General features: G+C 59.9%; 20 protein-coding genes and 1 pseudogene. 13 read left to right on the forward strand and 8 right to left on the reverse strand.

The window, feature by feature from the left end; genetic code table 11:
• Nucleotides 1–65: 65 nt before the first annotated feature.
• On the forward strand, nucleotides 66–1,112 hold the full coding sequence (locus F3J36_RS21390; protein WP_166720543.1) for a DUF1176 domain-containing protein: 1,047 nt from the start codon (nucleotides 66–68) through the stop codon (nucleotides 1,110–1,112).
• Between the two features lie 33 nt (nucleotides 1,113–1,145).
• Here F3J36_RS21390 and F3J36_RS21395 read toward each other — a convergent pair whose 3' ends face one another.
• The gene (locus F3J36_RS21395) at nucleotides 1,146–1,766 is read right to left on the reverse strand and encodes a TetR/AcrR family transcriptional regulator (protein WP_166720544.1); all 621 of its coding nucleotides are present in this window, start codon (nucleotides 1,764–1,766) and stop codon (nucleotides 1,146–1,148) included.
• 323 nt (nucleotides 1,767–2,089) lie between these two features.
• Here F3J36_RS21395 and F3J36_RS21400 point away from each other — a divergent pair, with 323 nt between their 5' ends.
• Entirely contained in the window at nucleotides 2,090–3,229 is a 1,140-nt protein-coding gene (locus F3J36_RS21400; RefSeq protein ID WP_247653231.1) for an MFS transporter, read from the forward strand.
• A gap of 70 nt (nucleotides 3,230–3,299) precedes the next feature.
• Nucleotides 3,300–4,253 (forward strand): alpha/beta fold hydrolase, encoded by a 954-nt coding sequence (locus tag F3J36_RS21405; RefSeq protein WP_166720546.1) that lies wholly within the window; start codon nucleotides 3,300–3,302, stop codon nucleotides 4,251–4,253.
• A gap of 49 nt (nucleotides 4,254–4,302) precedes the next feature.
• Here F3J36_RS21405 and F3J36_RS21410 read toward each other — a convergent pair whose 3' ends face one another.
• A complete protein-coding gene (locus tag F3J36_RS21410) occupies nucleotides 4,303–4,986 on the reverse strand; it encodes a YecA family protein (RefSeq protein WP_166720547.1) in 684 nt (227 codons plus the stop codon).
• A gap of 206 nt (nucleotides 4,987–5,192) precedes the next feature.
• Here F3J36_RS21410 and F3J36_RS21415 point away from each other — a divergent pair, with 206 nt between their 5' ends.
• From F3J36_RS21415 to F3J36_RS21430, 4 genes are all read left to right on the forward strand, one after another.
• A complete protein-coding gene (locus F3J36_RS21415) occupies nucleotides 5,193–6,212 on the forward strand; it encodes an isopenicillin N synthase family oxygenase (RefSeq protein WP_249042746.1) in 1,020 nt (339 codons plus the stop codon).
• Between the two features lie 18 nt (nucleotides 6,213–6,230).
• A complete protein-coding gene (locus F3J36_RS21420) occupies nucleotides 6,231–7,013 on the forward strand; it encodes a MetQ/NlpA family ABC transporter substrate-binding protein (protein ID WP_159377921.1) in 783 nt (260 codons plus the stop codon).
• Nucleotides 7,014–7,124: 111 nt separating this feature from the next.
• Nucleotides 7,125–8,462 (forward strand): serine hydrolase, encoded by a 1,338-nt coding sequence (locus F3J36_RS21425; protein ID WP_247653230.1) that lies wholly within the window; start codon nucleotides 7,125–7,127, stop codon nucleotides 8,460–8,462.
• Nucleotides 8,463–8,501: 39 nt separating this feature from the next.
• A complete protein-coding gene (locus F3J36_RS21430) occupies nucleotides 8,502–8,996 on the forward strand; it encodes an RcnB family protein (protein WP_166720548.1) in 495 nt (164 codons plus the stop codon).
• Here F3J36_RS21430 and F3J36_RS21435 read toward each other — a convergent pair.
• Nucleotides 8,986–10,437, reverse strand: a complete 1,452-nt coding sequence (locus tag F3J36_RS21435; RefSeq protein ID WP_166720549.1) for a PLP-dependent aminotransferase family protein — start codon at nucleotides 10,435–10,437, stop codon at nucleotides 8,986–8,988. The two genes, F3J36_RS21430 and F3J36_RS21435, sit on opposite strands and share 11 nt — an antisense overlap.
• 105 nt (nucleotides 10,438–10,542) lie before the next feature.
• Here F3J36_RS21435 and F3J36_RS21440 point away from each other — a divergent pair, with 105 nt between their 5' ends.
• The gene (locus F3J36_RS21440) at nucleotides 10,543–11,253 is read left to right on the forward strand and encodes a GNAT family N-acetyltransferase (protein WP_166720550.1); all 711 of its coding nucleotides are present in this window, start codon (nucleotides 10,543–10,545) and stop codon (nucleotides 11,251–11,253) included.
• A gap of 25 nt (nucleotides 11,254–11,278) precedes the next feature.
• On the opposite strand, the gene F3J36_RS21445 is transcribed toward F3J36_RS21440, so the two are convergent.
• The 3 genes from F3J36_RS21445 to F3J36_RS21455 form a co-directional block, all read right to left on the reverse strand.
• The gene (locus F3J36_RS21445) at nucleotides 11,279–11,767 is read right to left on the reverse strand and encodes a hypothetical protein (RefSeq protein ID WP_230201092.1); all 489 of its coding nucleotides are present in this window, start codon (nucleotides 11,765–11,767) and stop codon (nucleotides 11,279–11,281) included.
• A 241-nt stretch (nucleotides 11,768–12,008) separates the two neighbouring features.
• Entirely contained in the window at nucleotides 12,009–14,309 is a 2,301-nt protein-coding gene (gene opgB, locus F3J36_RS21450) for a phosphatidylglycerol--membrane-oligosaccharide glycerophosphotransferase (protein ID WP_166720608.1), read from the reverse strand.
• 210 nt (nucleotides 14,310–14,519) lie between these two features.
• Nucleotides 14,520–14,909: a tautomerase family protein gene (locus tag F3J36_RS21455; RefSeq protein WP_058757180.1), complete on the reverse strand. Its 390-nt coding sequence runs from the start codon at nucleotides 14,907–14,909 to the stop codon at nucleotides 14,520–14,522.
• A 120-nt stretch (nucleotides 14,910–15,029) separates the two neighbouring features.
• Between F3J36_RS21455 and F3J36_RS21460 the strand changes: the two genes are divergently transcribed.
• Nucleotides 15,030–15,953: a LysR family transcriptional regulator gene (locus tag F3J36_RS21460; protein WP_021506761.1), complete on the forward strand. Its 924-nt coding sequence runs from the start codon at nucleotides 15,030–15,032 to the stop codon at nucleotides 15,951–15,953.
• Here F3J36_RS21460 and F3J36_RS21465 read toward each other — a convergent pair.
• On the reverse strand, nucleotides 15,927–16,946 hold the full coding sequence (locus tag F3J36_RS21465; RefSeq protein WP_166720551.1) for a glycosyltransferase family 32 protein: 1,020 nt from the start codon (nucleotides 16,944–16,946) through the stop codon (nucleotides 15,927–15,929). The genes F3J36_RS21460 and F3J36_RS21465 overlap by 27 nt on opposite strands.
• 415 nt (nucleotides 16,947–17,361) lie before the next feature.
• Here F3J36_RS21465 and F3J36_RS21470 point away from each other — a divergent pair.
• Nucleotides 17,362–18,306: pseudogene (locus tag F3J36_RS21470) on the forward strand (YncE family protein); the annotation flags it as partial.
• Nucleotides 18,307–18,330: 24 nt separating this feature from the next.
• Here the strand turns inward: F3J36_RS21470 and F3J36_RS21475 are convergent.
• Nucleotides 18,331–18,885, reverse strand: a complete 555-nt coding sequence (locus F3J36_RS21475) for a histidine phosphatase family protein (RefSeq protein ID WP_021506764.1) — start codon at nucleotides 18,883–18,885, stop codon at nucleotides 18,331–18,333.
• 584 nt (nucleotides 18,886–19,469) lie between these two features.
• Between F3J36_RS21475 and F3J36_RS21480 the strand changes: the two genes are divergently transcribed.
• The 3 genes from F3J36_RS21480 to F3J36_RS21490 all read left to right on the forward strand — a co-directional run bounded on the left by F3J36_RS21480 (nucleotide 19,470) and on the right by F3J36_RS21490 (nucleotide 22,952).
• Nucleotides 19,470–20,858, forward strand: coding sequence for an MFS transporter (locus F3J36_RS21480; protein WP_166720552.1), 1,389 nt, complete (start codon nucleotides 19,470–19,472; stop codon nucleotides 20,856–20,858).
• A 75-nt stretch (nucleotides 20,859–20,933) separates the two neighbouring features.
• Nucleotides 20,934–21,956 (forward strand): LacI family DNA-binding transcriptional regulator, encoded by a 1,023-nt coding sequence (locus tag F3J36_RS21485; protein ID WP_166720553.1) that lies wholly within the window; start codon nucleotides 20,934–20,936, stop codon nucleotides 21,954–21,956.
• Nucleotides 21,957–21,968: 12 nt separating this feature from the next.
• A complete protein-coding gene (locus F3J36_RS21490; RefSeq protein ID WP_021506768.1) occupies nucleotides 21,969–22,952 on the forward strand; it encodes a nucleoside hydrolase in 984 nt (327 codons plus the stop codon).
• Nucleotides 22,953–23,000: the final 48 nt, after the last annotated feature.

Genomic DNA, 23,000 nt, shown 5'->3' on the forward strand with positions numbered 1-23,000 from the left:
AATTCACTTCTCCCGCGCCGCAAAAATCATCACACTAGCCACCTTTACCATTAGGGAGAGATGGCATGAAAAGCCGATTGCTGCTGGCGCTGACGCTGTTCGCCAGCCTGAGCACGCCGTTGTGGGCCGACGAAGGCGTCTCGTTTAGCCATAAAGACTGGGAGCTGGCTTGTGATAATACGCTGACCTGCCGCGCCGCCGGCTACAGCGCCGAAGAGGGCGCGGGCGGATCGGTGCTGCTGACGCGCGCCGGCGGGCCAGACAGCCTGACGCACGGGCGCGTGGTGCTGGCCGATACCGGCGACGATGATGCGCAGCAGGTGAATGCGCTGGCGTTGTGGATTGACGATCGTGCACTGGGCGAGGTCAGCAAAGCGGAGAACGATGAGTGGACGTTGAGCGACGCGCAGACCCAGGCGCTGATCGCCGCCATCAAAGGCAGCGCCAGAGTGGAGTTTCGCGGTGCGGCCGAGCCGTTTGAGCTCTCCGGCAACGGGGCCTTTGCCACGCTGTTAAAAATGGATGAGGCGCAGGGACGGCTGAACACGCCGGGCGCGCTGGTGCGCAAGGGTAATCAGCCGGAAGCCAGCGTACCGGCGGCAGTGGCAATGCCGGTGATCCAGCAGGTCCACGTGCTGAAAGCCGCGCCGCGCCCGCTGACGCCAGATGAACTGGCGCAGGTCAAGCCAAAGCTGATTGCCTCGCTGACCGATGATGACAGCTGTGACAATCTCGCGCCGTCCGACGATCAGCCGGAAGAGGGCGCAGAACCGCCTACGCTGACGCCGGTGGATGCGCAGCACGTGCTGATCGCCGCGCTGTGCTGGCGCGGGGCTTACAACGAAGGCTATGGTTTCTGGCTGCTGGATAACGCGCTGCAGGGCACGCCGCAGCTGATCACCGATTCCGGATCTGATTATCACGACGGCGTGATCAGCGAAGCGCAGAAAGGGCGCGGCATTGGTGACTGCTGGAGCACCGCTGCATGGGTGTGGGATGGCCGCCAGTTCGTGCAGAGCAGCGAGGCCACCACCGGCATGTGTCGTGCCATCCGCGCCGGCGGCGCATGGCAGCTGCCAACGCTGGTCACCGAAGCCAAACCGGCGGGGTAATGTTCAGCGTGCGTCGCCAGGCGGCTGGGGCGCTTAATCCGTCACGGATTTTGCCGCGTCCCACACGGCCATGACGTGGGCGATGGCGGTATCGATCTGCGCGCCGTTGACGCCATCGCGCACCAGCACCGACACGCCCAGCAGAAAAGCGTCGAGGGCGATGGCGAGGACGGCGGCATCAGTGTCGGCGCGCAGTTCGCCGCTGTCGATGCCGCGCTGCACGCAGGCCGTCATGCCTGCCAGCGTGCGGGCGCGTGAGCGCGCCAGCGGCTGGGTGACATCCGCGTGTTCGGCGGAAGGCGCACTCATCACGCCCAGGCCGACCATACATCCCAGCGGATGACCGGACTCACACTGCATGCTGGCCGAGCGCCGCAGCGCGGTTTCCATTGCGGTACGGGGCGGCAGGCTGTTATCCCACAGCGGCTCCACCACCTGCGCGTAAGTCGACAGATAGCGCTGCACACACTCCTGAAACAGCGCCTGCTTCGAGCCAAAGGCCGCGTAAAAGCTCGGTGCGGAAATACCGCCGGCAATTCCCGCCTTCAGCTGCGTTAACGATGTCGACTCATAGCCGTGCTGCCAGAAAATCTTCATCGCCTGTTCAATGGCCGCATCACGATCGAACGTACGCGGCCGTCCCATAGTGGCCATCTCAGTGCTCCGTTAATCTCAATGCTTAAATACTAATCGATACATAAGTCGTTGACAATCGTCTCGCACGTCAATTAATGTATCGATCAGTATATATTTGTGCTGGCGGGTGACTGATAGCGCATCCGCGATAGTGTGTTCTTAAGCCGTAACAGGTTATCGCACTTCGCCAATTTATATACTGATCGGTACATATAATTTCAACGACCGGCGCGCGCCTTACCTGCACGCTGATGACATCGGGAACGCTGATTGTGACAATTTTGAATACCGCCGCGGATAAAACCCGGCCGCTACCGCTGGGCGCGCTGCTGGCGCTGGCCATGACCGGTTTTATCTGCATCATCACCGAAACCTTACCGGCCGGACTGCTGCCGCAGATGGCGGCGGGCCTCGGTATTTCCACCGCGCTGGCCGGGCAGACCGTAACCGTTTATGCGCTCGGCTCGCTGCTGGCGGCGATTCCGCTGACCATTGCCACCCAGGGCTGGCGCCGCCGTAACGTGCTGTTGCTGGCTATCGTCGGTTTCCTGATTTTCAACTCCATCACCACGTTTTCGACCCACTTCGCACTGACGCTGGTGGCGCGCTTTTTCGCCGGCGCAGCGGCGGGACTCGCCTGGAGCCTGCTGGCCGGCTATGCGCGGCGCATGGTGCCGGTCCATCAGCAGGGCAAAGCGCTCGCCGTGGCGATGGTCGGCACGCCGATTGCGCTGGCGCTGGGCGTTCCCGTCGGCACCTGGCTGGGCACGGCGGTGGGCTGGCGCACGGCGTTCGGCATCATGTCAGCGCTGACGCTGCTGCTGATCGGCTGGGTGCTGCTGCGGGTGCCTGACTATCCGGGACAAAGCAGCGATCAGCGTCTGCCGCTGCGCACAGTGTTCATGACGCCAGGCGTGCGCCCGGTGCTGGGCGTGGTGCTGGCGTGGATGACGGCGCACAACATTCTCTACACCTACATCGCGCCGTTCGTTACCCAGGCGGGCCTCGCCGGACAGGTGGACAGCGTGCTGCTGGTGTTTGGCATCGCGGCGCTGGCGGCTATCGGCCTGGCCGGTCGCCTCGTCGATCACCACCTGCGCGTCGCCGTGCTCGGCAGTCTGGCGCTGTTTGCGCTGGTCTCGCTGCTGTTCATCTGGCTGGCGCGCTTGCCGCTGCTGGTTTATGCCGGCGTGGCGCTGTGGGGGCTGACGTTTGGCGGTGCGGCCACGCTGCTGCAAACGGCACTGGCGGATGCGGCGGGCGAGGGCGCGGATGTGGCGCTGTCGATGAATGTGGTGGTGTGGAACAGCGCGATTGCCGGCGGCGGTCTGGCCGGTGGCGTGTTGCTTACCCATTGGGGCGTGGCGTCTTTCCCGCTGGCGCTGCTGTTGCTGCTGGCGGTTGGCTTCCTCATCGCACTGCAGGCGCGTCAGCACGGTTTTCAGGCCGGCGCGCGGCACCAGCGCGTACAAGGTCACTGACCTGCCGGGCTGACTTAAAAATTTAAACCACTGTTTTAAATGGCATTATGACAAAATGGAGATCAATCACGTGTTCAAAAAATTACTGTTAACCCTGCTACTTGCCTCAGCCGCGCTGTTTTCCGCCGCCGGCACCGCCGCGGATGAATTCCCGCTGCCCGCCGGTTTCACCAGCAGCTATCAAACTGTGGATGGCGTGCGCCTGCATTATGTGAAGGGCGGCAGCGGACCGCTGGTGTATCTGGTGCACGGTTTCGGACAGACGTGGTACGAATGGCACCAGCTGATGCCGGAACTGGCAAAAAACCATACCGTCGTGGCGGTGGATCTGCCGGGGCTGGGGCAGTCTGACGTGCCGCATTCGTATCGCGCCACCGATGTCGCGCCGCTGCTTTATCAGCTGGCACAACAGTTCGCCGGCGGCAAAAAGTTCGACCTGGTGGCGCACGACATTGGCATCTGGAATACCTATCCGCTGCTGGTGAAACATCAGGACAGCATCCGCCGCGCCATCTTTATGGAAGCGCCGATCCCGGATGAAAGCATCTATCAGTTCCCGGCCTTTACGCCTGAAGGCGAATCCCTGGTGTGGCACTTCAGCTTCTTTGCGGCGCAGGGACAGCTCGCTGAACAGCTGATCGCCGGTAAAGAGCGCCTGTTCTTCGAGCATTTCATCAAAGAACATGCCGCCAACAAAGCGGTGTTCACCCCGGCGCTGCTGGATCTTTACAGCAAATCCTATGCAAAACCGCACAGCCTGAATGCCGCCTTTGAATATTACCGGGTGCTGAATCAGGGAGTGGCGGACAATAAAGTGCTCTCCCGCGAGAAAATTGCTGTGCCGATGCTGGCGATTGGCGGTGGCGGTCACGGCGGACTGGGTGCCTATGAGCAGCAGGTGGTCAGCCGCTACGCCTCGCAGGTCACCGGCAAAGTGTTACCTGGCTGCGGTCACTGGTTACCTGAAGAGTGCCCCGCGCCGCTGAATGCGGCGGTGATAGAATTTCTCGCGTCCGGGAAATAACGCGGTGCGCAGGCCAGTTTTAGCGCTGGCCTGCGTTGACGTGAATGTCTCAGGCTTTATTCAGGCAGCACTGCTTAAACTTTTTGCCGCTGCCGCACGGGCAGGGATCGTTGCGGCCGGTTTTTTCACCGGCAAAATGCGGCAGCTGCGGAGCCGGATCGGGCTGCGCCATGCGCTGTTCCTGCCAGTACTCGTGCAGTTCCAGCGCCGCCGGACGAATCGCCTCGATGCTGGCCTCAAACGCGTCCGGGGTGAAGGCTTCACGCTGCGCCAGCTGCGCTTCGCTGCCGTGCAGCGCAATCGCCTGCAGCGCCGGTTGCTGTGCCGCCGGCAGCTGCGCCCAGTCCGCATCGAGCGCCATGCCACGCATGTAGCCGTAGCACCAGTCTTCCACCACGGTAAACAGCTGGCCTTCCATCTCCTGCTCGCCGAACAGCGGATCGAACTGCTCCGGGTACTCCGCCAGCCGCTCGGCGATGTCGTTAAAGTGCTGGAAGGTCAGCGCCATGAAGCGGTCCATTTCGCGCGCGTTCGCCCACTGAGGAATCTTTTTCTCACCGCCCCAGATCGCCACCAGCCATTCGCTCGGTTCGATGTCGTTCGGGCCGGAGAGCAGGGCGGTCAGCATGCCGTCCAGTTCGGCGGTGTCCACCACGGAGTGTTCGTTGCCATATTTTTCCAGCATGTCATCAAGCCAGTTCAGCTCTTTTTCGGTTAACGGACCCTGATTCATCCGGCGTCTCCTGCGGTGTGCATTGGTGGGCAAAAATTGCTGGGCGCGATTATAGCGGCAGCGCGCCTGATTTACCGCTTTTTGCATATCGATAGCCGAAGTGCGCCTAAAAAGGAATCGCCATAACTTATCGCGCAACAGTATTGGCGGGAAACGGCGGCGAATGTCAGCGTAAACGCAGGATTTACCGATAGTGAGGAGACAACATCATGGCGGATACCCTGCCAGTACTGGATCTGGCCCTGCTGGAATTACCGGACGCAGAGCAGGCAGCTTACCTGGCGCAGCTGCGGGAGACCGCACGTGACGTCGGTTTCTTCTATCTGGTTAATCACGGCATCAACCCGCAACTGCTGCACAACGTGCAGAGTATCACGCGGGCGTTTTTTGCCCTGCCGCAGGCGGAGAAGCAGCGCGTGGCAATGATCCACTCGCCGCATTTTCGCGGCTACAACCACGCCGGCGTGGAATACACCCGCGACCAGCGCGATCAGCGTGAACAGTTTGATATCGGTGCCGAACGCGTGGCGCTGACGCTGCAGCCGGGCGATCCGGCGTGGAAACGGCTGCAGGGGCCTAACTTATGGCCGGAGGCGTTACCGCAATTGCGTCCGGTGATGCACGCCTGGCAGCAGGCGATGACCGCCATCGCGCTGCGCCTGCTGCGGGCCTTTGCCAAAGCGCTGGCGCTGCCGCCGGATGCGTTCGACGCGCTGTATGGCACCCAGCCCAATGAGCACATCAAGCTGATTCGTTATCCCGGTCAGGCAGCAGAAGCCAGCCAGCAGGGCGTCGGCGCGCACAAAGACTCCGGCTTCCTCACCTTTTTGCTGCAGGACGATCAGCCCGGTTTGCAGGTGGAAGTGTCACCCGGTCACTGGGTGGATGCGCTGCCCAAGCCGGGCGCGTTTGTGGTCAACATCGGTGAACTGCTGGAGATTGCCAGCAATGGGTATCTGCGCGCCACCGTGCACCGCGTGGTGTCGCCGCCGGCTAATCGTGAACGCGTGTCGATCGCTTTTTTCCTCGGTGCGCAGCTGGATGCCGAAGTACCGCTGTATCAGCTGCCGCCGCAGCTGGCGGCAGAAGCCCACGGCCCGACCAGCGATCCTGACAATCCGCTGCTGCGCGAAGTGGGCTGGAACTACCTCAAAGGGCGTCTGCGTTCCCATCGCGATGTGGCGCAGCGCTATTACGCTGATGCATTAAGCACAGTGAAATCATAAGAAACGTAAGGAAAGCCCATGCAGAAAACGATGATAGCGTCACTGGCCCTGATGGCCCTGTTCAGCAGCGTGGCGTCCGCCGCGGCACTGCGCGTGGCCGCCGATCCGGTGCCGCACAGTGAGATTCTCAACTACATCAAACAAACCGACAAACAGCTCGACCTGAAGGTCATCGAGCTTAACGGCAATTTAAATGCCAACGAGCTGCTGGCGCGTGGCGATGTCGATGCCAACTATTTCCAGCATGTGCCTTATCTGCGCGATCAGGAAAAAGCGCTGGGCGAAAAATTTGCCGTGGTGGCGACCGTGCATATTGAGCCACTCGGGATTTATTCGCACAAAGTGAAATCCCTGAAAGATCTGCCGGATGGCGCGCAGGTGGCGGTGCCCAACAACGTCACTAACCTGAGCCGCGCGCTCTATCTGCTGCAGGCCAACGGCCTGATTACGCTGAAAAGCCGCAGCGCCAGTACGCTGGTGACCACGGCGGACATCAGTGACAACCCGCACCAGCTGAAGATCATTGAAGTTGAAGCGCCGCAGCTGCCGCGCGCGCTGGATGATGCGCAGCTGGCGATTATTAACGGTAACTATGCCCTGCAGGCCGGGCTGGTGCCGTCAAAAGACGCGCTGGCGCTGGAACAGGCAAAGGATAATCCGTATGCCAACGTGCTGGTCACTACGCCAAAGCTGGCCAGCGACCCGCGCATTCTCGCGTTAGCGAAAGATCTCGAATCAAAGCAAACTGCTGAATTTATCAACCAGCACTACAAAGGATCGGTTATCCCGGTTAATCAATAATGCCCGGCGCCACCTGCGGCTGACAGGTGGCGCACCCGCTGTTCTGTGGTATATTTCGCCACCAACACCAGTGGCACCTGCTGCATAACATAAAAAATAACTTATCAATTGATGGCTACTTCCCGCTTCGTCAGACTTCAGCGGCTGACGCTTTCTCGCGCCTGGTTGCACCTGCGGCTGTCAGCCCTGTGTCTGCTGCTCAGCGGCTGCGGAACGCTGTCGCAAACGTCCGCTCCAGTGGGCGATCGCGTCTATCTTTCCCACGCCTCCTTCCATGAAAACGTCGATGACATTGTGCGCCACTACATGCAGCAAAAGCAGGTAGCGGGCATTAGCATCGCCATTATTCACCAGCGCGGCGCGCCGCAGTTTTACAGCTATGGCGTCACCGATGCGCGCCAGCGTTATCCCATCACGCCGGATACGCTGTTTGCACTGGGCTCGCTGAGTAAAGGCGTTACCGCAGAGGTCATTATCGGGCTGGTGGATCGCGGCGAGCTGCACTGGAACGACACGCTGGCCACGCTGCTGCCGCGCGGCGTGCCGCTGAGTGAGGATGCAAAACGCATCACGCTGCTGCAGCTGGTCACGCACACCTCGGGGCTGCCGCGTCAGGATATGGATCTGCCGATGTTCCTGAAATTTATGGCTTACCTGCGCAGCGGCGAAAATTTTTACGGCAATCTGGATAGTGATGCCGTGCTGAGTTATCTGGCCGATTTCAGCGCCCCCGCGCACCCGGCGGCGCAGTACTCCAATCTCGGCTATGCGCTGCTGGGCTATATTCTGCAGCATCGCCTGCATCAGGACATTGAAACGCTGGCGCAGCATCAGCTGTTTGGTCCGCTTGGCATGACCAGCAGCAGCTTCCATCCGCAAACCCTGCGCGGCTATCCGTGGCGCGCGCTGGGCCACGCCGGCGATCAGCCGAAACTGATCGCGCGCGGTCAGCTGACGCCGGACTGGGCCTTTCGCGGCAATATGGTGGCGGCCGCCAGCCTGTACAGCAACGCGCGCGATCTGATTCGCTACCTCGATGCGCATCTGCACAGCGATGCACGCGGCGCGCTCGGTCAGGCGCTGGCGCAGGTCAATTATCCTTATGAGCAGCATGGCAATCAGGCGCAGAATATCGCCTGGGTAACCGATACCTATGGTCAGCAGCAGATCACTTATCAGGTGGGGTATATTGGCGGTTATGCCAGCTTTATTGGCTACGATCGCGCCCACGGCAATGCCATCGTAGTGCTGCAAAATGCCTTCAACTGGAGCAACTATCTCGGCATTGCGCTGCTGCGTGATTTAGCGCGTAAAGATCGCCGGGTGCTGAACACGGTTGCTTGCAATTTTGCTGCTCAGCAAAGCGCGCCGCCTGAGGTATGCTGTGGAGCGAAATTTGACGCGCTAAGCGCGGCGCGGGAACCTTCCGCACGTGGCGCTTGTCAGTAAATGGGACAGTTAAATAATTAACCAGAGTGGAAATCACCAATGCGCAGGACACACGTCACCCTTCTTTCAGCAGGAATTTTTCTGGGCGCTTTAAGCCTGACGCCAGCAGCACTGGCAGAAGGTGAGCAAACCGATAGCGTACCGATGCCGCCACAGGTGCAGCAAACCGCACCGGACGCCTCAGCGCCAGCGGCCACCAGCGATGCGCCCGCCAACAGTGAACCGGCAGAATCCAGTGGCGATGTCGCACCGATTCGCCCGTCACAAAACGGTCCGGGTGAAGCGCCATCCGCGGCCAATAATTACGATCTGCACACCATCATCATCGATTACAAAGAGTATAAAGTCGGTGACGTCGTGCCGGATGAGTACCGTAAAAAGCAGTACACCATCGTTGAGTGGCAGCCGCGCCACCTGCCAGCACCGCAGGAAGGCACGCACTGGGCTTACATCAACGCCAACTACATCCTGATCACTGACGACAGCGGCAAGATCGTGATGGGCAAATCCGGCGACATTTTCTTCAAGGGTTAATGCCCGGCAGCAGGCGCGCTAACTGCGCCACGCCTGCCATTATCTGACTGGTGCTGGTATTACCGTATCCCAGCACCAGTCCCTGTTGTTTTTGCCCGCCCAGATAAAAGCCGGACAGCGCGCCAGGCGCATATCCATGGCGAAACAGCTGCGCCGTCAGCGCCACATCATCCACCGTATCCGCCAGCGGCAAAACCAGATGCATACCGCATTCACCTCCCAGCAGCGGCACCTCGTCACCAAATGTCTCCTGTAGCGCAGCCCGCAGCGTGGCCTGCCGCTGACGATACAGGCGGCGCATTTTGCTCAGGTGGCGATTGAAATCCCCGCTGCGTAAAAACAGCGCCAGCGCCTGCTGTTCCGGCCGGTTACCGCCGCGTAACAGCTCATGCAAGGCCGGCCGCAGCCGTGGCAGCAGCGGGGCGGGCAGCACCATGTAGCCGATGCGCAGCGCCGGAAACAGGGTTTTGCTGAAGGAGCCGATGTAAATCACCGGCGTCGGCTGCGCCATGCCCTGCATCGCGGCGATGGGCTCGCCGCTGTAGCGAAAATCGCTGTCGTAATCATCTTCGATAATCCACGCCTGATGCCGCTGTGCCGCCGCCAGCAGCGCCAGCCGGCGCGCGGCGCTCATGATCGCGCCGGTGGGATACTGATGCGTTGGCGTGGTGTAAATCAGCCGCGGCGGGCGCTGCTGCCAGTCCTGCGCTGTCGGTGCCAGTCCCTGCGCATCTACGGCAATCGGTTCGATCTGCAGATCGCCGAGGCGCATCGCCGCTTTAGCGCCGCGATAGCCCGGCTCTTCCACCCAGCCGGTGTCACCACGATTGGTGAGCAGCGCGACGCACAGCGTCAGCGCCTGCTGCGCGCCTTCGGTAATCACAATCTGCTGCGGCGCACAGCGCACGCCGCGCGCCAGCGCCAGATGCTGCGCCAGCGCCTCACGCAGCGCCAGCTCACCCAGCGGATCGCCGTAGCCCAGCAGCTGTGCCTGCTGCGCGGTTTGATTGAGCGCGCGACGCCACTGCGCCAGCGGGAAATGCGCCAGCGCCGGCGTGCTCGGGCGCAGCGCCAGCTCCTGGCTGGAGAGGCGATGCAGCGAGTGCAACCCGGCAGCGCGCGCGGAAACCGGCCAGTCGGCGCTGTCGTCGGACGCCTGCGCTGGCAGCGGCGTGTGCGCCAGCCGGCTGACGCGGCTTCCCTGGCGGTCGCTGAGGATAAATCCTTCCGCCTGTAGCTGTGACCAGACGGCGATCACCGTATTGCGTGATACCTGCAGTTCAGCCGCCAGCTGGCGGGTCGCCGGCAGGCGCGTGCCCGCCGCCAGCTGACCATTCAGTATCGCCTGGCGCAGCCGCTGATAAAGCTGCTGTTGCAGCGTCAGGCTGCCGTCGGCCTCTAGCGGTGCCAGCAGCAGCGAATGCCGGTTTAATGCGCGCATCGGCGCCTCCGTGGATCTATCGATTAGTCACATTGTGGCGCTTTTTCCTGAACCAGCAAAGTGGCACGCTGCACGCTGTCACTCTCACACAGAAGGAATCGCCGTATGTCATCGCAGACCAATCGTTATGGACAACCCATCGGCCCGGCGCTGGAGGCGTGGCAGCCGCGCCCGCTGCCGCAGGGGCAGATTTTCACCGGCCAGTATTGCCGGCTGGAGCCGCTGGATGCCGCACGTCACGGTCGCGAGCTGTATGCGGCTTATGCGCTGGCGGAAGATGGCCGCGACTGGACCTGGCTGCCGGTCGGGCGCTTTGACGATGAAGCGTCTTATCTGGCGTTTGCGCAGCAGTGCCAGCAGAGTCCGGATTACCTGCACTTCGCGGTTATTGACCGGCAAAGCGGGCAGGCGGTCGGCTCGCTGGCGCTGATGCGCATTGAACCGCAGCACGGCGTGATGGAGGTCGGCTTTGTGGTGTTCTCACCGCTGCTGAAGCAAACCCGCATGGCCACCGAAGCCCACTATCTGCTGATGCGTTACGCCTTCGAACAACTCGGCTATCGTCGCTACGAGTGGAAATGCGATAGCTGTAACCAGCCGTCGTACAACGCCGCCCTGCGGCTGGGCTTCCGTTATGAAGGCACGTTTCGTCAGGTGGTGGTGTATAAAAATCGCAGCCGGGATACCGCCTGGTTCTCTATCATCGACAGCGAATGGCAGCAGGTGAAGCTGGGCTTTGAGCGCTGGCTGGCGGCAGATAACTTCGACGCCCGCGGCCAGCAACGCGCCAGGCTTGAGACATTACGTCAGGCCTGACGCGCGCGCCGGGCTGGCTGCCCGGCTAACCGGCAAAAATATATTTGGCGGCTGACAACACAAAGGCACTGGCCATCGCCATCATCAGCCGCCGATGCCACAGATTATCGCGTTTGAGCTCATTGAAACCGAGCTGCATGCGATGGTCGAGATCCAGCAGGCGCTCATCCACTTTTTCAAAGCGTTTATCGATTTCTCTGAATTGTGCATCTACTTTTTCAAAGCGTTGATCGATTAGCCTGAATTGCTCATCCACTTTTTCAAAGCGTTGATCAATTTTCCGGAATTGCTCATCGACGTTATCAAACCGTAGCTCAATGGCTTTAAACGTATGGCGGACCTCATTTTCAAAATGCCTGAGGCTCTGTGCCAGTTTATCGACACGTTGCGCGGTGGCGTGATTTGCCCGCATCACGCCTTCCATGGCCTGCGAAAGGTGCGTTTTAGTCAGGCTGTTTTCCTGCTGCATTTCGGCAAAAATGTCGACCATCACTTCGGCCTGGTGATCGGCCACGCCCGCCTGCTGCAGCGCTTTGAATGCCTTATGGGTGTTCATCATCGTCGGTATCATCCCTGTTGCTCCTGGTCGCCTTTCCTGTTGCCTGCAAGGTTATCCAGGTGGTGATAGTTGCACCATGTGATGATGTGGATTTTGCGCGACGTCTCGAAAAATATCAATTCGTACAATGAGTAACGCTAAGCGGCAATAAAAAGGGCCTGCACGCTGGCAGGCCCTGGTCTGGCACGCATTTTTATCAATTTTCGGGCTGCGGAATTATTTTTATCTCCGCCATGCCGATACCGAGTTTGCGTGGATCCTGACCGGTAATGTTGCCGAGATTAGACAGCTGTGGTTCTGGCGGCGTGATGATCAGGTTGCGGCTGGCGCCGGGGTTGGTGAAATGCAGCGTTTGCGTGGAGAACGCGTCACCCAGATTGAGCTGCTGCACTTGCTCGCCGACGCGCACCGGAATCGGTCGATGGGCGTTAGCCCCATAGGCGCGTGCGGTGATCACTACGTCAAAACGCGCCGGCAGCGGATCGACATATTCAATGTTCACCTCCGGCGCGAGGTTGGCGTTCGACCAGCGCCCCCAGCTTTCAGGCCGTGAAATACCGCTAAAGCGCTTCACGCTGGCCGGCGCGCCCGGCACGGTCAGCAGGAAGCTGTCCGCCTGGTAGCGAATGGCATTATCCTCGATGCGCATTTGCTGCTCGTTGAGCTGATAGGTCGCCGCACTGACTTTCACCTGCGGGAACTGCGCTTTGCCCTGCCACACCGGCTGGTCGATGCGCGTCACCGTGGGTTGTCCGCCGGTCTGGCCCATCGCCAGACAGAGATCTGTCGACAGCGCCAGCGCCGGCTGCCACAGCCGGCCCATTTTGAAGCAGCGATCGACCCAGACAAACTTATCGCTGGCGGCAAAATCGGCCAGCTGGAAGCGCAGCGGCGCGGCGTATTCGCCTTCCGGCAGCGGCTCTACCTGATGATCGGATACGCGGAACAGGATCGGCAGCCTGAACGTCGCGCCCGAGAAGCTAAAGGTATTTTTGGGCTGGTCGATGGTGAACGTCTTCATCTGGCTGGGGAAATTCCACAGCTGAATGATATCGGCTTTCCACGCCGTGACTTTCTTCGCCATGTCATCGAACTGGCTGGAGAGCGAGGCCGAAGACAGCCCGCTGCGGCCAAGGCCAATCGCGTTATCACCACCGAGAATATCCAGCACCGTGGCGCCGTTATCCAGCGTGCTGCGCTTGCCGTCCAGCACCTCGGCCTGCGGCTGATCGCCACGGATCACCATAAACAGATCGCGGCGCGGCTGCTTGATCAGATACTGATGCGCCGTGTTATTCATCGCCAGATGATCGGAACTCACCACAATCACGGTGTTTTTAAACCACGGCGAGGCTTTGATACGGGCAATCAGGCGCGCCACGTGCTCCTGGGAACAGGCCACGGCGCTAAACGACTGATTGGGTTTACCGTCATAGCTGTAACTTTTGCGCTGGCAGCTGCGCGAAATAAAGCCGTCCGGATGATGGGTGTCCACGGTGAGCGTAAACAGCGCAAAGCGTTTCTGCTGACGCGACAGCTCCTCATATTTTTCAAACACCTCATCCATCACCGTGTCGTCGTAAAAGCCCCAGTTGTTACGGTAGTTAGGGTCGGCGACGCGGCTCTTCAGCTCCTGCGAGCCGTACATGTTGGCGGCGTCAAAACCGTGTGACAGCAAAAAAGTGTCTTTACCGGCAAAGCGCAGGTCTGCGCCCTGAATAAACCAGTTCTCATAGCCGGAGTGTTTGAGGATATCGCCGAGGCAGATATTTTGCGGATAGAAGCTGGAAAGCGAAGCCGAGGCGTTGCCGTCGAACGGCGCAAATAGCGGAATACCGCACTGCGACGCTACCATGCCGGCGATGGTGTAATCGGTGCCGGGCAGTTGCTCGGTGTTGCTGAAGTCAATGCTGTGATCTTTTTCGCGGCTCAGCTCCGGTGCCAGGCCAGGAAAAGCCTGTTGATCGAAGTAGGTGCGCTCAAGGCTTTCGCCGTAGATATACACCAGGTTGAGCTTCGGCGCGTTAATCTGCTTGTTCGGCGTTTTGTAATAGGTTTCGAAATCCGAGTCGGCCTGGCGCGCGTGGGAGGCGATCAGCTCTTTCACCTGGCGAAACGCCGGCGTGGTTTGCACCGAGCCGGCAGCACAGGCGATCGCCAGCAGGCTCCAGCCGAGATGATGCGGACGTTTATGCCGGCGCAGCACCCAGGAGAGAAAACAGAACAGTAAAAACAGGCCGATGATCAAGCCAAGCGCCGGTACCACATATTTGCTCACGCCCGCGCCGGTCAGGCTGTTGGTCAGGGTATAGAGCACCGCATCGTTGATGCCATCGCCGGTAAAATAGTTGCTGGCATACAGCGTGGCGTTGAGCACGATGAACAGGGTGAGCAGCAGCAAGATCAGGATAAACCAGAATTTATTTCGCCCGGCTTTATACGAATAGACTGCGATCGCAGCCAAAAAGAGCACTATTGAAAGCAACTCCAACGGCAGATCCTCACATTAAGTAAAAAGAACGCGTTACCTGCGTCTGCGGCCCTCTGCGGGGGTTTTGCGTCAATCTATATTGGCTGTCACAGGGCTGCAACACATCCAACCAGATTTGTGCGATGCATTGCGAATCGTTTAAGGCGGGTTTAGGCGGAGTCTGATTTAGTCTGGCAGCAACCGGCGCGCTGCTGCCAGCCAGGGCGGGCGCGGGTGTTACAGCTTACCGGTGAGATATTGCGCTTCGCCGTCGGCAAAGCTCCAGTCACCTTTGCTGTTGGTGATAAAACTGATCATCAGATCGTTGCCCTGCACGCCACAATTCTCCCGCAGCTCGCGCGCTAACTCTGCCATGAAGTGCGTTTTCTGTTCTTCACTTCTTGGGCTGGTGTACACGCGCACCATCACCAGATTGTCGCTGCGCGTAAAGCCCAGCCCGGTATCCTGAAAGACCATCTGATAACGCTTGTTTTCATGAACAATCTGGTAACGATCGCGCGCCGGAACCTTAAATGCCGTGAGTACTGCGCGATGCGCGGCGTCGAGTAAGGTGCGAATCTCTGCTTCAGAACGGCCCTGAATAACATCAAAAGTCAGTAACGGCATCAATAAATCCTCGTTTTTGCCCACGCGGAAAGAGTAGGATGAAACGCTATGCTGCCGCTTGCTGCCGGAAAGAAAAAGCGCGCTGATTAAAATGATTATTTATTATTTTGAACAATCCTGATGAAAGAAATTAAAACCGATGCACTCTGGGTGCATTTGCACTGGCTGACGGTACTGGCGGAACAGGGCAGTTTTACCCGCGCGGCTGAACGCCTGGATGTCAGTAAAGCGGCGATGAGCCAGAAAATCAAAGAGCTGGAGCAGATGGCGGGCGTGGCGCTGGTGCAGCGCACCACGCGCAGCGTGCGGCTGACGTCGGCCGGTGAAAAGCTGGTGGACGACCTGCGTGAGCCGTTTGCACGCATTGCGCAGAGCTTCTTCAGCGTGCGTGACGAAGCCGGGCCGGTGCGCGGTCTGGTGCGCATCAGCGCGCCGGTGGCGTTTGCCCGGCAGCAGCTGGTGCCGATTATCGGCGACTTTCTGCGCGACTATCCGCAGGTGCGGTTGCAGCTCAACGTCAGCGATCGGCTGGTGTCGCTGGGCAGCGAAGGATTCGATCTCGCCATTCGCCACAGCCAGCAGCTGCCGGAAACGCACGTCGCGCTGCCGCTGTGTGAAACACGCACGCTGCTGGTGGCCGCGCCGGACTATCTGACCCGTCACGGCACGCCAGATACGCCGCAGGCGCTGCAGCAGCATAACTGCCTCTATTATCCGCGCGGGCTGGAATCGCCGCAGTGGCGCTTTCGTCTGCACAGCGATGACAGCGAAACGGTGCAGGTGAAGATTCAGGGTAATTTCGCCACTAATAACAGCGAGTCGATTCGTGACGCTGCGCTGCAGGGGCTGGGCATTGCCATGCTGCCGGACTTCAGCGCCAGCGCGGCGCTGGCCAGCGGCACGCTGCAGCAGGTACTGCCGGAGTGGCAGGCGGTCGATGCCTTTGCCGACCGCCTGTGGGTAGTGCGGCCTTACGCAGCGCAGGTGCCGCGTGCCGTCACCACCTTTATCCACTGGCTACGCACGCGCTTTGTTGATGGGTGAGGCCAGCGGCGCGCTGAGCGGTGCGCTGGGCTGCATCATCGCCCCCAGCAGGCTGCGACGGTTATAGTTACCGAGACGCAGATTGAAGTCGAGATGCAGCTGCTCAAGGCCGCTCAGTTTGATCACCGGCGGCGGCGTATGCGGGCGCTGATGGAATAGCACCGTGTGCGCAAAGGCGTCACTTTGCCAGTTGTTCAGCCGCTGATAGTAATAGGCGTTGGCCTCACATTTACGCAGATACAGGTTCACGCGGCGATGTTCGCGCATCGCCGCCTGCTGCGCCAGAGAACCCAGCTGCTGTGCCGGCTCGGCGATTTTCTGCGTCAGCAGGGCAAAATCATCGCGCTTTGCCAGCTCATTAAAATAGTTGTGCGCCCCCAGATGCTTGATCGGCGCGTACTGTTTTTGCCACTCGCGAATAAAAGGATTATTGGGCGCAGCGGCGAGAAACCAATTTTCAATCACCGGTGCCAGATAGTTGACGGTGGCAATTTCGCGGTAATAGCCAATCACATCCATGCGACGTTCCTGATGCGCACGGTGCACCCAGCTCAGGTCTTCAAATAACAGTGTGCTGCAGTCAATCGCAATGCCGCCGTAGCGTAATAATAATTCGAGGCGAATGACTTCACTTTTTTGCTGCTCACTTAATTGTGTCGAGGTAAAAATAAAATCCGGCAGGACTTCTTTAAGCGTTAAACGGTTTAATACATACACCTGATGGTCGGGATTATCCTGACGCAGTTGCTGGATATTTAACGCCATCGATTTCGGTAAATATTGATTGTCCCAGTACATCCAGATTTTTTTGGGTATTTCCGGCAGCGCTTTCTCACCCGAAAGCAACACGATATTGTCCTCTTCGCTGGGATCATATTCCGGCGCGCAGAGCGCAGTATGCTGTTTTTTCTGCAGTAATGTCTGGCCGGTGAAGGCGATTCTCTGCCAGTGTTGCCAGAGCGTAAGGGCTGGCTGGAGACGTTTTTTTGTCATGATGCACCTGATTATTGTGATTATGGGGAGCAAAGATTCCCTGATGCTGGCGGCTTGAGCGCGCTTATGTGTCCTGACGGCTGTGTGTAAAAAGACTACCCTTGCTTAATAATCGATCCGCAGCGGCAAGGCTACGATTTTTTTTCGCTTTCAGATTTACCGGAAACGCCGGGATCCGGGATGGCTAAAAAGAGGTATCAATAAAATGATGAGGTACGGCATTTTTTATTTTTACTTGATTAAGACTATTCCTAATAAAATAACCTCCTGCAGGCGCAGGCCGCGGCGCGGAATAAAAATGAGCGATCGGCGGTCCGTTAACCGCGCTGTATTTTCCCCTGGCCTGGCCGCCGCTTGCCCAACGCGGAGGCAGGTTAGCTACGCTTAGAGCAGGCAACGAAAAAAAGGAGGCACTATGCAGCCACACAAGCATGGGTTACTGGCGGTTGATAAGAAGGGCAACCGCGTGCTGTTTCTCAATCCCGACAGCTTCGCCGTTGAGCAGGAGCTGAATGCCTTACCGCCGCGACCGCATGAGCTACTGATGCTGCCCGCGCTGGAGAAGGCGTATGTGCCGATCTACGGTGATGGCGTCCACGGCGACAATCCGCATCCGGGGCACAAGGTGGCGATTATCGATTTGCGCCGGCGGCAGATTCGCGGTTTTATCGATCTGTCACCGCTCAAGGCGCCGCACAGCGGCCAGCTGGGGCGCGATGGCAAAGTGTATCTGTGCTGTGAACACAGTGCCGCGGTGGCGGTGATCGATCCGCACAGCGACACGCTGGAGAAAACCATCCGGCTGCCGTCGCACAACGCGCACCGGCTGACGCTGTCGCCCAGCGGCCGCAAGCTGTTTACTGAAAACGAAGAGGATGCCAGCATCACGGTGGTAGATCTGTGCGAGGCGGAAGGGCGCATCATTGATAACATCCTGCTGCCGGGACCGATTGCCGGCATTGCCGCCTCGCCAAAGCACCCTTACCTGGTGGCCAGCGCGGCAGACGCGCCGCTGCTGTACGTGGTGGATCGTCAGAGTCACCGTATCCGCCAGCGCATCACGCTGCCCGGCCATCAGCAGCCGTGCCAGGTGGTGCGCTTCAGCGCCAGCGGTGAGCGGCTGGTGGCGATTGGCGATGGGGAAGGAGTGGTGACGCTGTTTGACGACTTGCTTAATCCGTTGGGTGACGTTGCGGTCGGTAATCAGCCGATGGATGGCTGTTTTAGCGCCGATAACCGCAGCCTGCTGATCGCTAATCAGGGTGACGGTTCGCTTAGCCTGATCGATCTGACGCAGATGAAGGTCATCGCCACGCCGCAGGCTGGCTCCGGCTGCGAAGTCCTGAGCTACTTTCAGCTGTCGTCCGGCGTGCGAAAGCCGCCATCAAATAAACGGCCGGTGATAAATCGCGCTGCTCCAGTGGCGGCTGCTGGCGTGTTTTTCTGCCTGCCAGCCGCGCTTGCGCAGTTGGCGCGCAATCAGTTTGTTCATAATACCGTGGCCCACCAGCAGCACCGTGCCCTGTTGCGACAGGGCAATCAGTTTGTCTGCCGCCCGCTGCGCGCGCTGCCGGGCATGCTGCACTGATTCCACGCGCCCGGCGTAACCGCACAGCCACAGCAGGCGCAGCAGCGCCAGCCACAGCGTCAGCGGCAGATGCAGGCGCGCGAACGGCAGCAGCGGCATCGCCACTTCACTGAACACCTCATCCACGTCCTGCGCCTGCAGACCGAGCCGCGCCAGCGACGAACGCGCGCGCGGCAACGGACTGCAGGCAATCACGCTGGCCATGCGCGCAATCGCCATACTGCGCGGCGGCGGCGCATCACAAATCACCGCCTGGTCGTAGCCTTCACACCAGTCCGCCAGCGCCCGCGCCGTAAAGCGCCCGCTTACCGGATGGTCTGGCTTGCCGTGTCGCATGAGGATAATGGTCATAATGCTCCTGAGTGAAGGTCATCCAGTCTACTGCAGGCGCGCAGGATTTCGCGCGGCCCGGGCGGTTTTAAGAATAATGCCCGGGTGTCATCAAAACTTAACTGAAATGTGCGAAAACGGCGCGGTGAAAGTTTGGTCGCCGTTTTGCCAATGATAAGCAATAGTCGTTAATCACGCAGCGTGCGTGGATTTTTTAATGACGCTGGCTGTAATGTAATGTCATGAATTAACGCCGTTTTTATCTTTTTCTCCTGCACCATTGTGAAGATAAGTTAATTATTTTCCTGTTGATCACTTGATTTATCTACGCGCGTAGATAGACTGTCTTCACAGTGACAACTCACGGTGCCAGAGACGAAGTTGGCCTTGAGATGACCCAGTTACATTTGCCGTGCTAATGCGATCGATGAAAAAAACATCGGCGAAATCAGGCAAATAGATGAATTCCAACACCAGGGAATTCTTTACTGACCTTTCATCCAGGTTTGCCTACTGAACGTCGCCACCGGGGAGTTCCGCTTGTTGCAAGGGAACCGACCCACGGATGGGCGTTTACTGTTTTCACCTCTTTCAGGGAAATGGTTATGACGGTACATCACTCCGTTACGCAACAAGGTTCACCCGCTTCCGCCGCCGATGCGCGGCTGGAAACCACCACCGGGCGCAAAGATTTCTGGCGCGCCACCTTCTCCTGCTGGCTGGGCACCGCGATGGAATACGCGGATTTCGCCCTGTATGGCCTCGCTGCCGGCATCATTTTTGGCGATGTGTTCTTCCCCGAAGCCACCCCGGCGATGGCGCTGCTCTCCAGCTTTGCCACCTGGTCGGTCGGCTTTATTGCGCGCCCGATCGGGGCGCTGCTGTTTGGCTGGATTGGCGATCGCAAGGGCCGCAAGGTAGTGATGATCAGCACCATCATTCTGATGGGCGCTTCGACCACGCTGATCGGCCTGATTCCATCCTATGCAACGATTGGCCTGTGGGCGCCGGCCTGCCTGGTGCTGCTGCGTTTCACGCAGGGGCTGGGCGCCGGCGCTGAGCTCTCGGGCGGCACGGTGATGCTGGGTGAATACGCGCCGGTTGAGCGCCGTGGCCTGGTGTCGTCGGTGATTGCGCTTGGTTCCAACAGCGGCACGCTGATTGCGTCGCTGGTGTGGCTGGCGGTGATTCAGATGGATAAAGCCACGCTGCTCGACTGGGGCTGGCGTATTCCGTTCCTCAGCAGCGTGCTGATTGCTGCGGTCGCGCTGTGGATTCGCCGTCATCTGCGTGAAACGCCGGTGTTTGAGCGTCAGCAGGCGGAACTGCAGGCGCAGCGCCATGAAACGCTGGCGCAAAGCGCGACGCAACCCGACAACCGCAGCTTCTGGCAGCGCAGCCGCGCCTTCTGGACCATGGTGGGCCTGCGCATCGGTGAGAACGGCCCGTCCTATCTGGCACAGGGCTTTATCGTCGGCTACGTCGCCAAAGTGCTGATGCTGGACAAGTCGGTGCCGACCACCGCGGTGTTCATCGCCTCGCTGCTCGGTTTCCTGATCATCCCGTTTGCCGGCTGGCTGTCAGACCGCTTTGGCCGACGCATCACCTATCGCGGCTTCTGCCTGTTACTGATGGTCTACGCCTGGCCCGCCTTTAGCCTGATGGACAGCCGCGAGCCGGCCATTGTGATTCCGGTGATTGTAGTGGGGATGGCGCTGGCGTCGCTGGGCATCTTTGGCGTGCAGGCGGCGTGGGGCGTGGAGATGTTTGGCGTCAAACACCGTTACACCAAAATGGCGGTTGCCAAAGAGCTGGGGTCTATCCTTTCTGGAGGCACCGCACCGCTGGTGGCGGCGGCGCTGCTGTCGTTTACCGGCCACTGGTGGCCGATTGCCGTGTACTTCTCGGCCATGGCGACCATCGGTTTCATCACCACCTTCGTGGCACCGGAAACGCGCGGACGCGATCTGAATCTGCCGGAGGATGCTATCTGACGCGCAGGATCGTGCAACATTCTTTGATTACGCTGGCCGGTACTCCCGGCCAGCGGCATTAACGCAGAGGCAATATTGGCGAAATCCCCAACCGGAAATGTGACACGCAGTGACGTCGCCAAAGCCGCCGGAACCTCGGTGGCGGTGGTCAGCTATGTGATCAACAACGGACCGCGTCCGGTGGCCGAAGCCACGCGTCAGCGCGTGCTGGCCGCCATCCAGCAAACCGGCTATCGCCCGAATGCGGTGGCGCGCGCGCTGGCCTCCGGCAGTACCAAAACCTTTGGCCTGATCGTGCCGAATATCGCAAACCCGTTTGTCGCCTCAATGGCGCACGTGCTGCTGCAGGAGTCGCTGAACCACGGCCACGTAATGCTGCTGGGCGATGCCGGCGACGACCGACAGCGCGAGCTGGAGCTGATTCAGGGCCTGCTGAATCGTCAGGTTGATGGCCTGTTTTACACCAGCGTCGATCGCCATCCCTATATTGATGTCATCCAGGCGAGCGGAACGCCGCTGGTGATGCTGGACCGCATCGAACCGCGTCCCGGCGTCAGCATGCTGTGCGTGAACGAACGTGAAGCGGCGCGCCAGGTTACGGCGCATCTGCTCAGCCACGGCTATCAGCAGGTCGGCATGATCAGCGGTCCGCGTGAGATGCTTAACGCGCAGGATCGTATTCAGGGCTGGCGCGACGCCATGGCGCAGCACGGGCTGACGGTAGATGAAGCGCTGATTATTCCGGCCGGCTATTCGCGCCAGGGCGGTTACGACGCCGGGCAGCGCATGATTGCCAGCGGCCGGGTGCCGCGCGCGCTGTTTACCAGTAACGAAGGGCAGGCGATTGGCTGTATCCGCGCGCTGTCCGAACACGGTCTGCGCGTGCCGCACGATGTCGCCCTGGTGTGTTTCAACGGTACCGAGCAGTCGGCCTTTCATGTGCCCACGCTCACCACCGTGCGCCAGCCGCTGCGCGAAATGGCACGCAGCGCCATCGCCATGCTGAAAAACGGTCATGGCGAGGCGCAGCTGGCCGAATTTCCTCACCATCTGGAGATCGGTGAGTCCTGTGGCTGCCCGCACCCTCAACAAAAATAAATATATAACACCATGAAAAGACTAATTATTGATTGTGATCCGGGGAATGGTATTGCTGGCGCTAACACCGATGACGGGCTGGCGCTGGCCTTAGCGCTGGCGTCACGCGCGCTAGCCGTTGAGCTAATCACCACCGTGAGCGGCAACACGCCGAGCGCGGTGGGAGCGCGGGTGGCTAAAGATCTGCTGCAGCGGCTCGGACTGAACATTCCGGTGGTGCAGGGCGCGCTACAGGCGCTGCGCGAAGATCCGGCGCCGTGGCGCGCGCGGCTGGATAACGTCGCGGACCCGGCGCTGGGCGAACTGTGGCGCGGCGTGCGTCAGCCGCAGACGGTGGCAGCTGACGGCAACGATGCGGCGGGCGTGATGGGCCAGCTGATTTGCGACAATCCCGGCGAGTTTACGCTGGTGGCAATAGGCCCGCTGACCAACGTGGCGCAGGCGCTGCAGCGCTATCCGCAGATGGCGGATTCCGTAGCGGAGATCGTCATCATGGGCGGCGTATTCGCGCTGGATGACTACATCAAAGACACCAATTTTGGCCTCGATCCGGAAGCGGCGCATCAGGTGCTGCACAGCGGCGCCACCATCACGCTGGTGCCGATGGATGCCACCACGCAGACGCTGCTGACCCATCAGGATCTCACGCGCCTGACCGCCTGCGATCATCCACTGCCGCAGTTTGTGCGCGAAACGCTGCGACCGTGGATTGATTACTCCATCCGCACCCGCCATCTGCCGGGTTGCTGGATCCACGATGCGCTGGTCATTGCCTGGCTGCTCAACCAGCGCGTGGCGGACGGCGTGGATTATCACGTCGATATTGAGCTGCGTCCCGGTGCCACGCGCGGCAAGACCTGGCGCTATCGCACGCCGCTGCGGCTGGATGTCGGCGTGCCGGCGGACGCGGGCGCACTGGTGCATGTGATGCAGAACGTAAACAATCCGCTGCTGCTGGAAGTGATTGAGCAGACGTTCAACGGATTGAAACGCTGAGATTTTGCCGCGGCGCGCGGTCTCCCGGCCGGAGTACCGCGCGCCGCT

The organism is Pantoea sp. Cy-640, from assembly GCF_011752635.1.
Classification (GTDB): Bacteria; Pseudomonadota; Gammaproteobacteria; order Enterobacterales; family Enterobacteriaceae; genus Pantoea; species Pantoea dispersa.

Coding starts and splice junctions, on each gene's coding strand:
- F3J36_RS21440 (WP_166720550.1), top strand. CDS start 10,543: ATGTCATCGCAGACCAATCGTTATGGACAACCCATCGGCCCGGCGCTG.
- F3J36_RS21490 (WP_021506768.1), top strand. CDS start 21,969: ATGAAAAGACTAATTATTGATTGTGATCCGGGGAATGGTATTGCTGGC.
- F3J36_RS21465 (WP_166720551.1), bottom strand. CDS start 16,946: ATGACAAAAAAACGTCTCCAGCCAGCCCTTACGCTCTGGCAACACTGG.
- F3J36_RS21430 (WP_166720548.1), top strand. CDS start 8,502: ATGCGCAGGACACACGTCACCCTTCTTTCAGCAGGAATTTTTCTGGGC.
- F3J36_RS21460 (WP_021506761.1), top strand. CDS start 15,030: ATGAAAGAAATTAAAACCGATGCACTCTGGGTGCATTTGCACTGGCTG.
- F3J36_RS21420 (WP_159377921.1), top strand. CDS start 6,231: ATGCAGAAAACGATGATAGCGTCACTGGCCCTGATGGCCCTGTTCAGC.
- F3J36_RS21475 (WP_021506764.1), bottom strand. CDS start 18,885: ATGACCATTATCCTCATGCGACACGGCAAGCCAGACCATCCGGTAAGC.
- F3J36_RS21395 (WP_166720544.1), bottom strand. CDS start 1,766: ATGGCCACTATGGGACGGCCGCGTACGTTCGATCGTGATGCGGCCATT.
- F3J36_RS21400 (WP_247653231.1), top strand. CDS start 2,090: ATGACCGGTTTTATCTGCATCATCACCGAAACCTTACCGGCCGGACTG.
- F3J36_RS21480 (WP_166720552.1), top strand. CDS start 19,470: ATGACGGTACATCACTCCGTTACGCAACAAGGTTCACCCGCTTCCGCC.
- F3J36_RS21425 (WP_247653230.1), top strand. CDS start 7,125: ATGGCTACTTCCCGCTTCGTCAGACTTCAGCGGCTGACGCTTTCTCGC.
- F3J36_RS21435 (WP_166720549.1), bottom strand. CDS start 10,437: ATGCGCGCATTAAACCGGCATTCGCTGCTGCTGGCACCGCTAGAGGCC.
- F3J36_RS21390 (WP_166720543.1), top strand. CDS start 66: ATGAAAAGCCGATTGCTGCTGGCGCTGACGCTGTTCGCCAGCCTGAGC.
- F3J36_RS21410 (WP_166720547.1), bottom strand. CDS start 4,986: ATGAATCAGGGTCCGTTAACCGAAAAAGAGCTGAACTGGCTTGATGAC.
- F3J36_RS21455 (WP_058757180.1), bottom strand. CDS start 14,909: ATGCCGTTACTGACTTTTGATGTTATTCAGGGCCGTTCTGAAGCAGAG.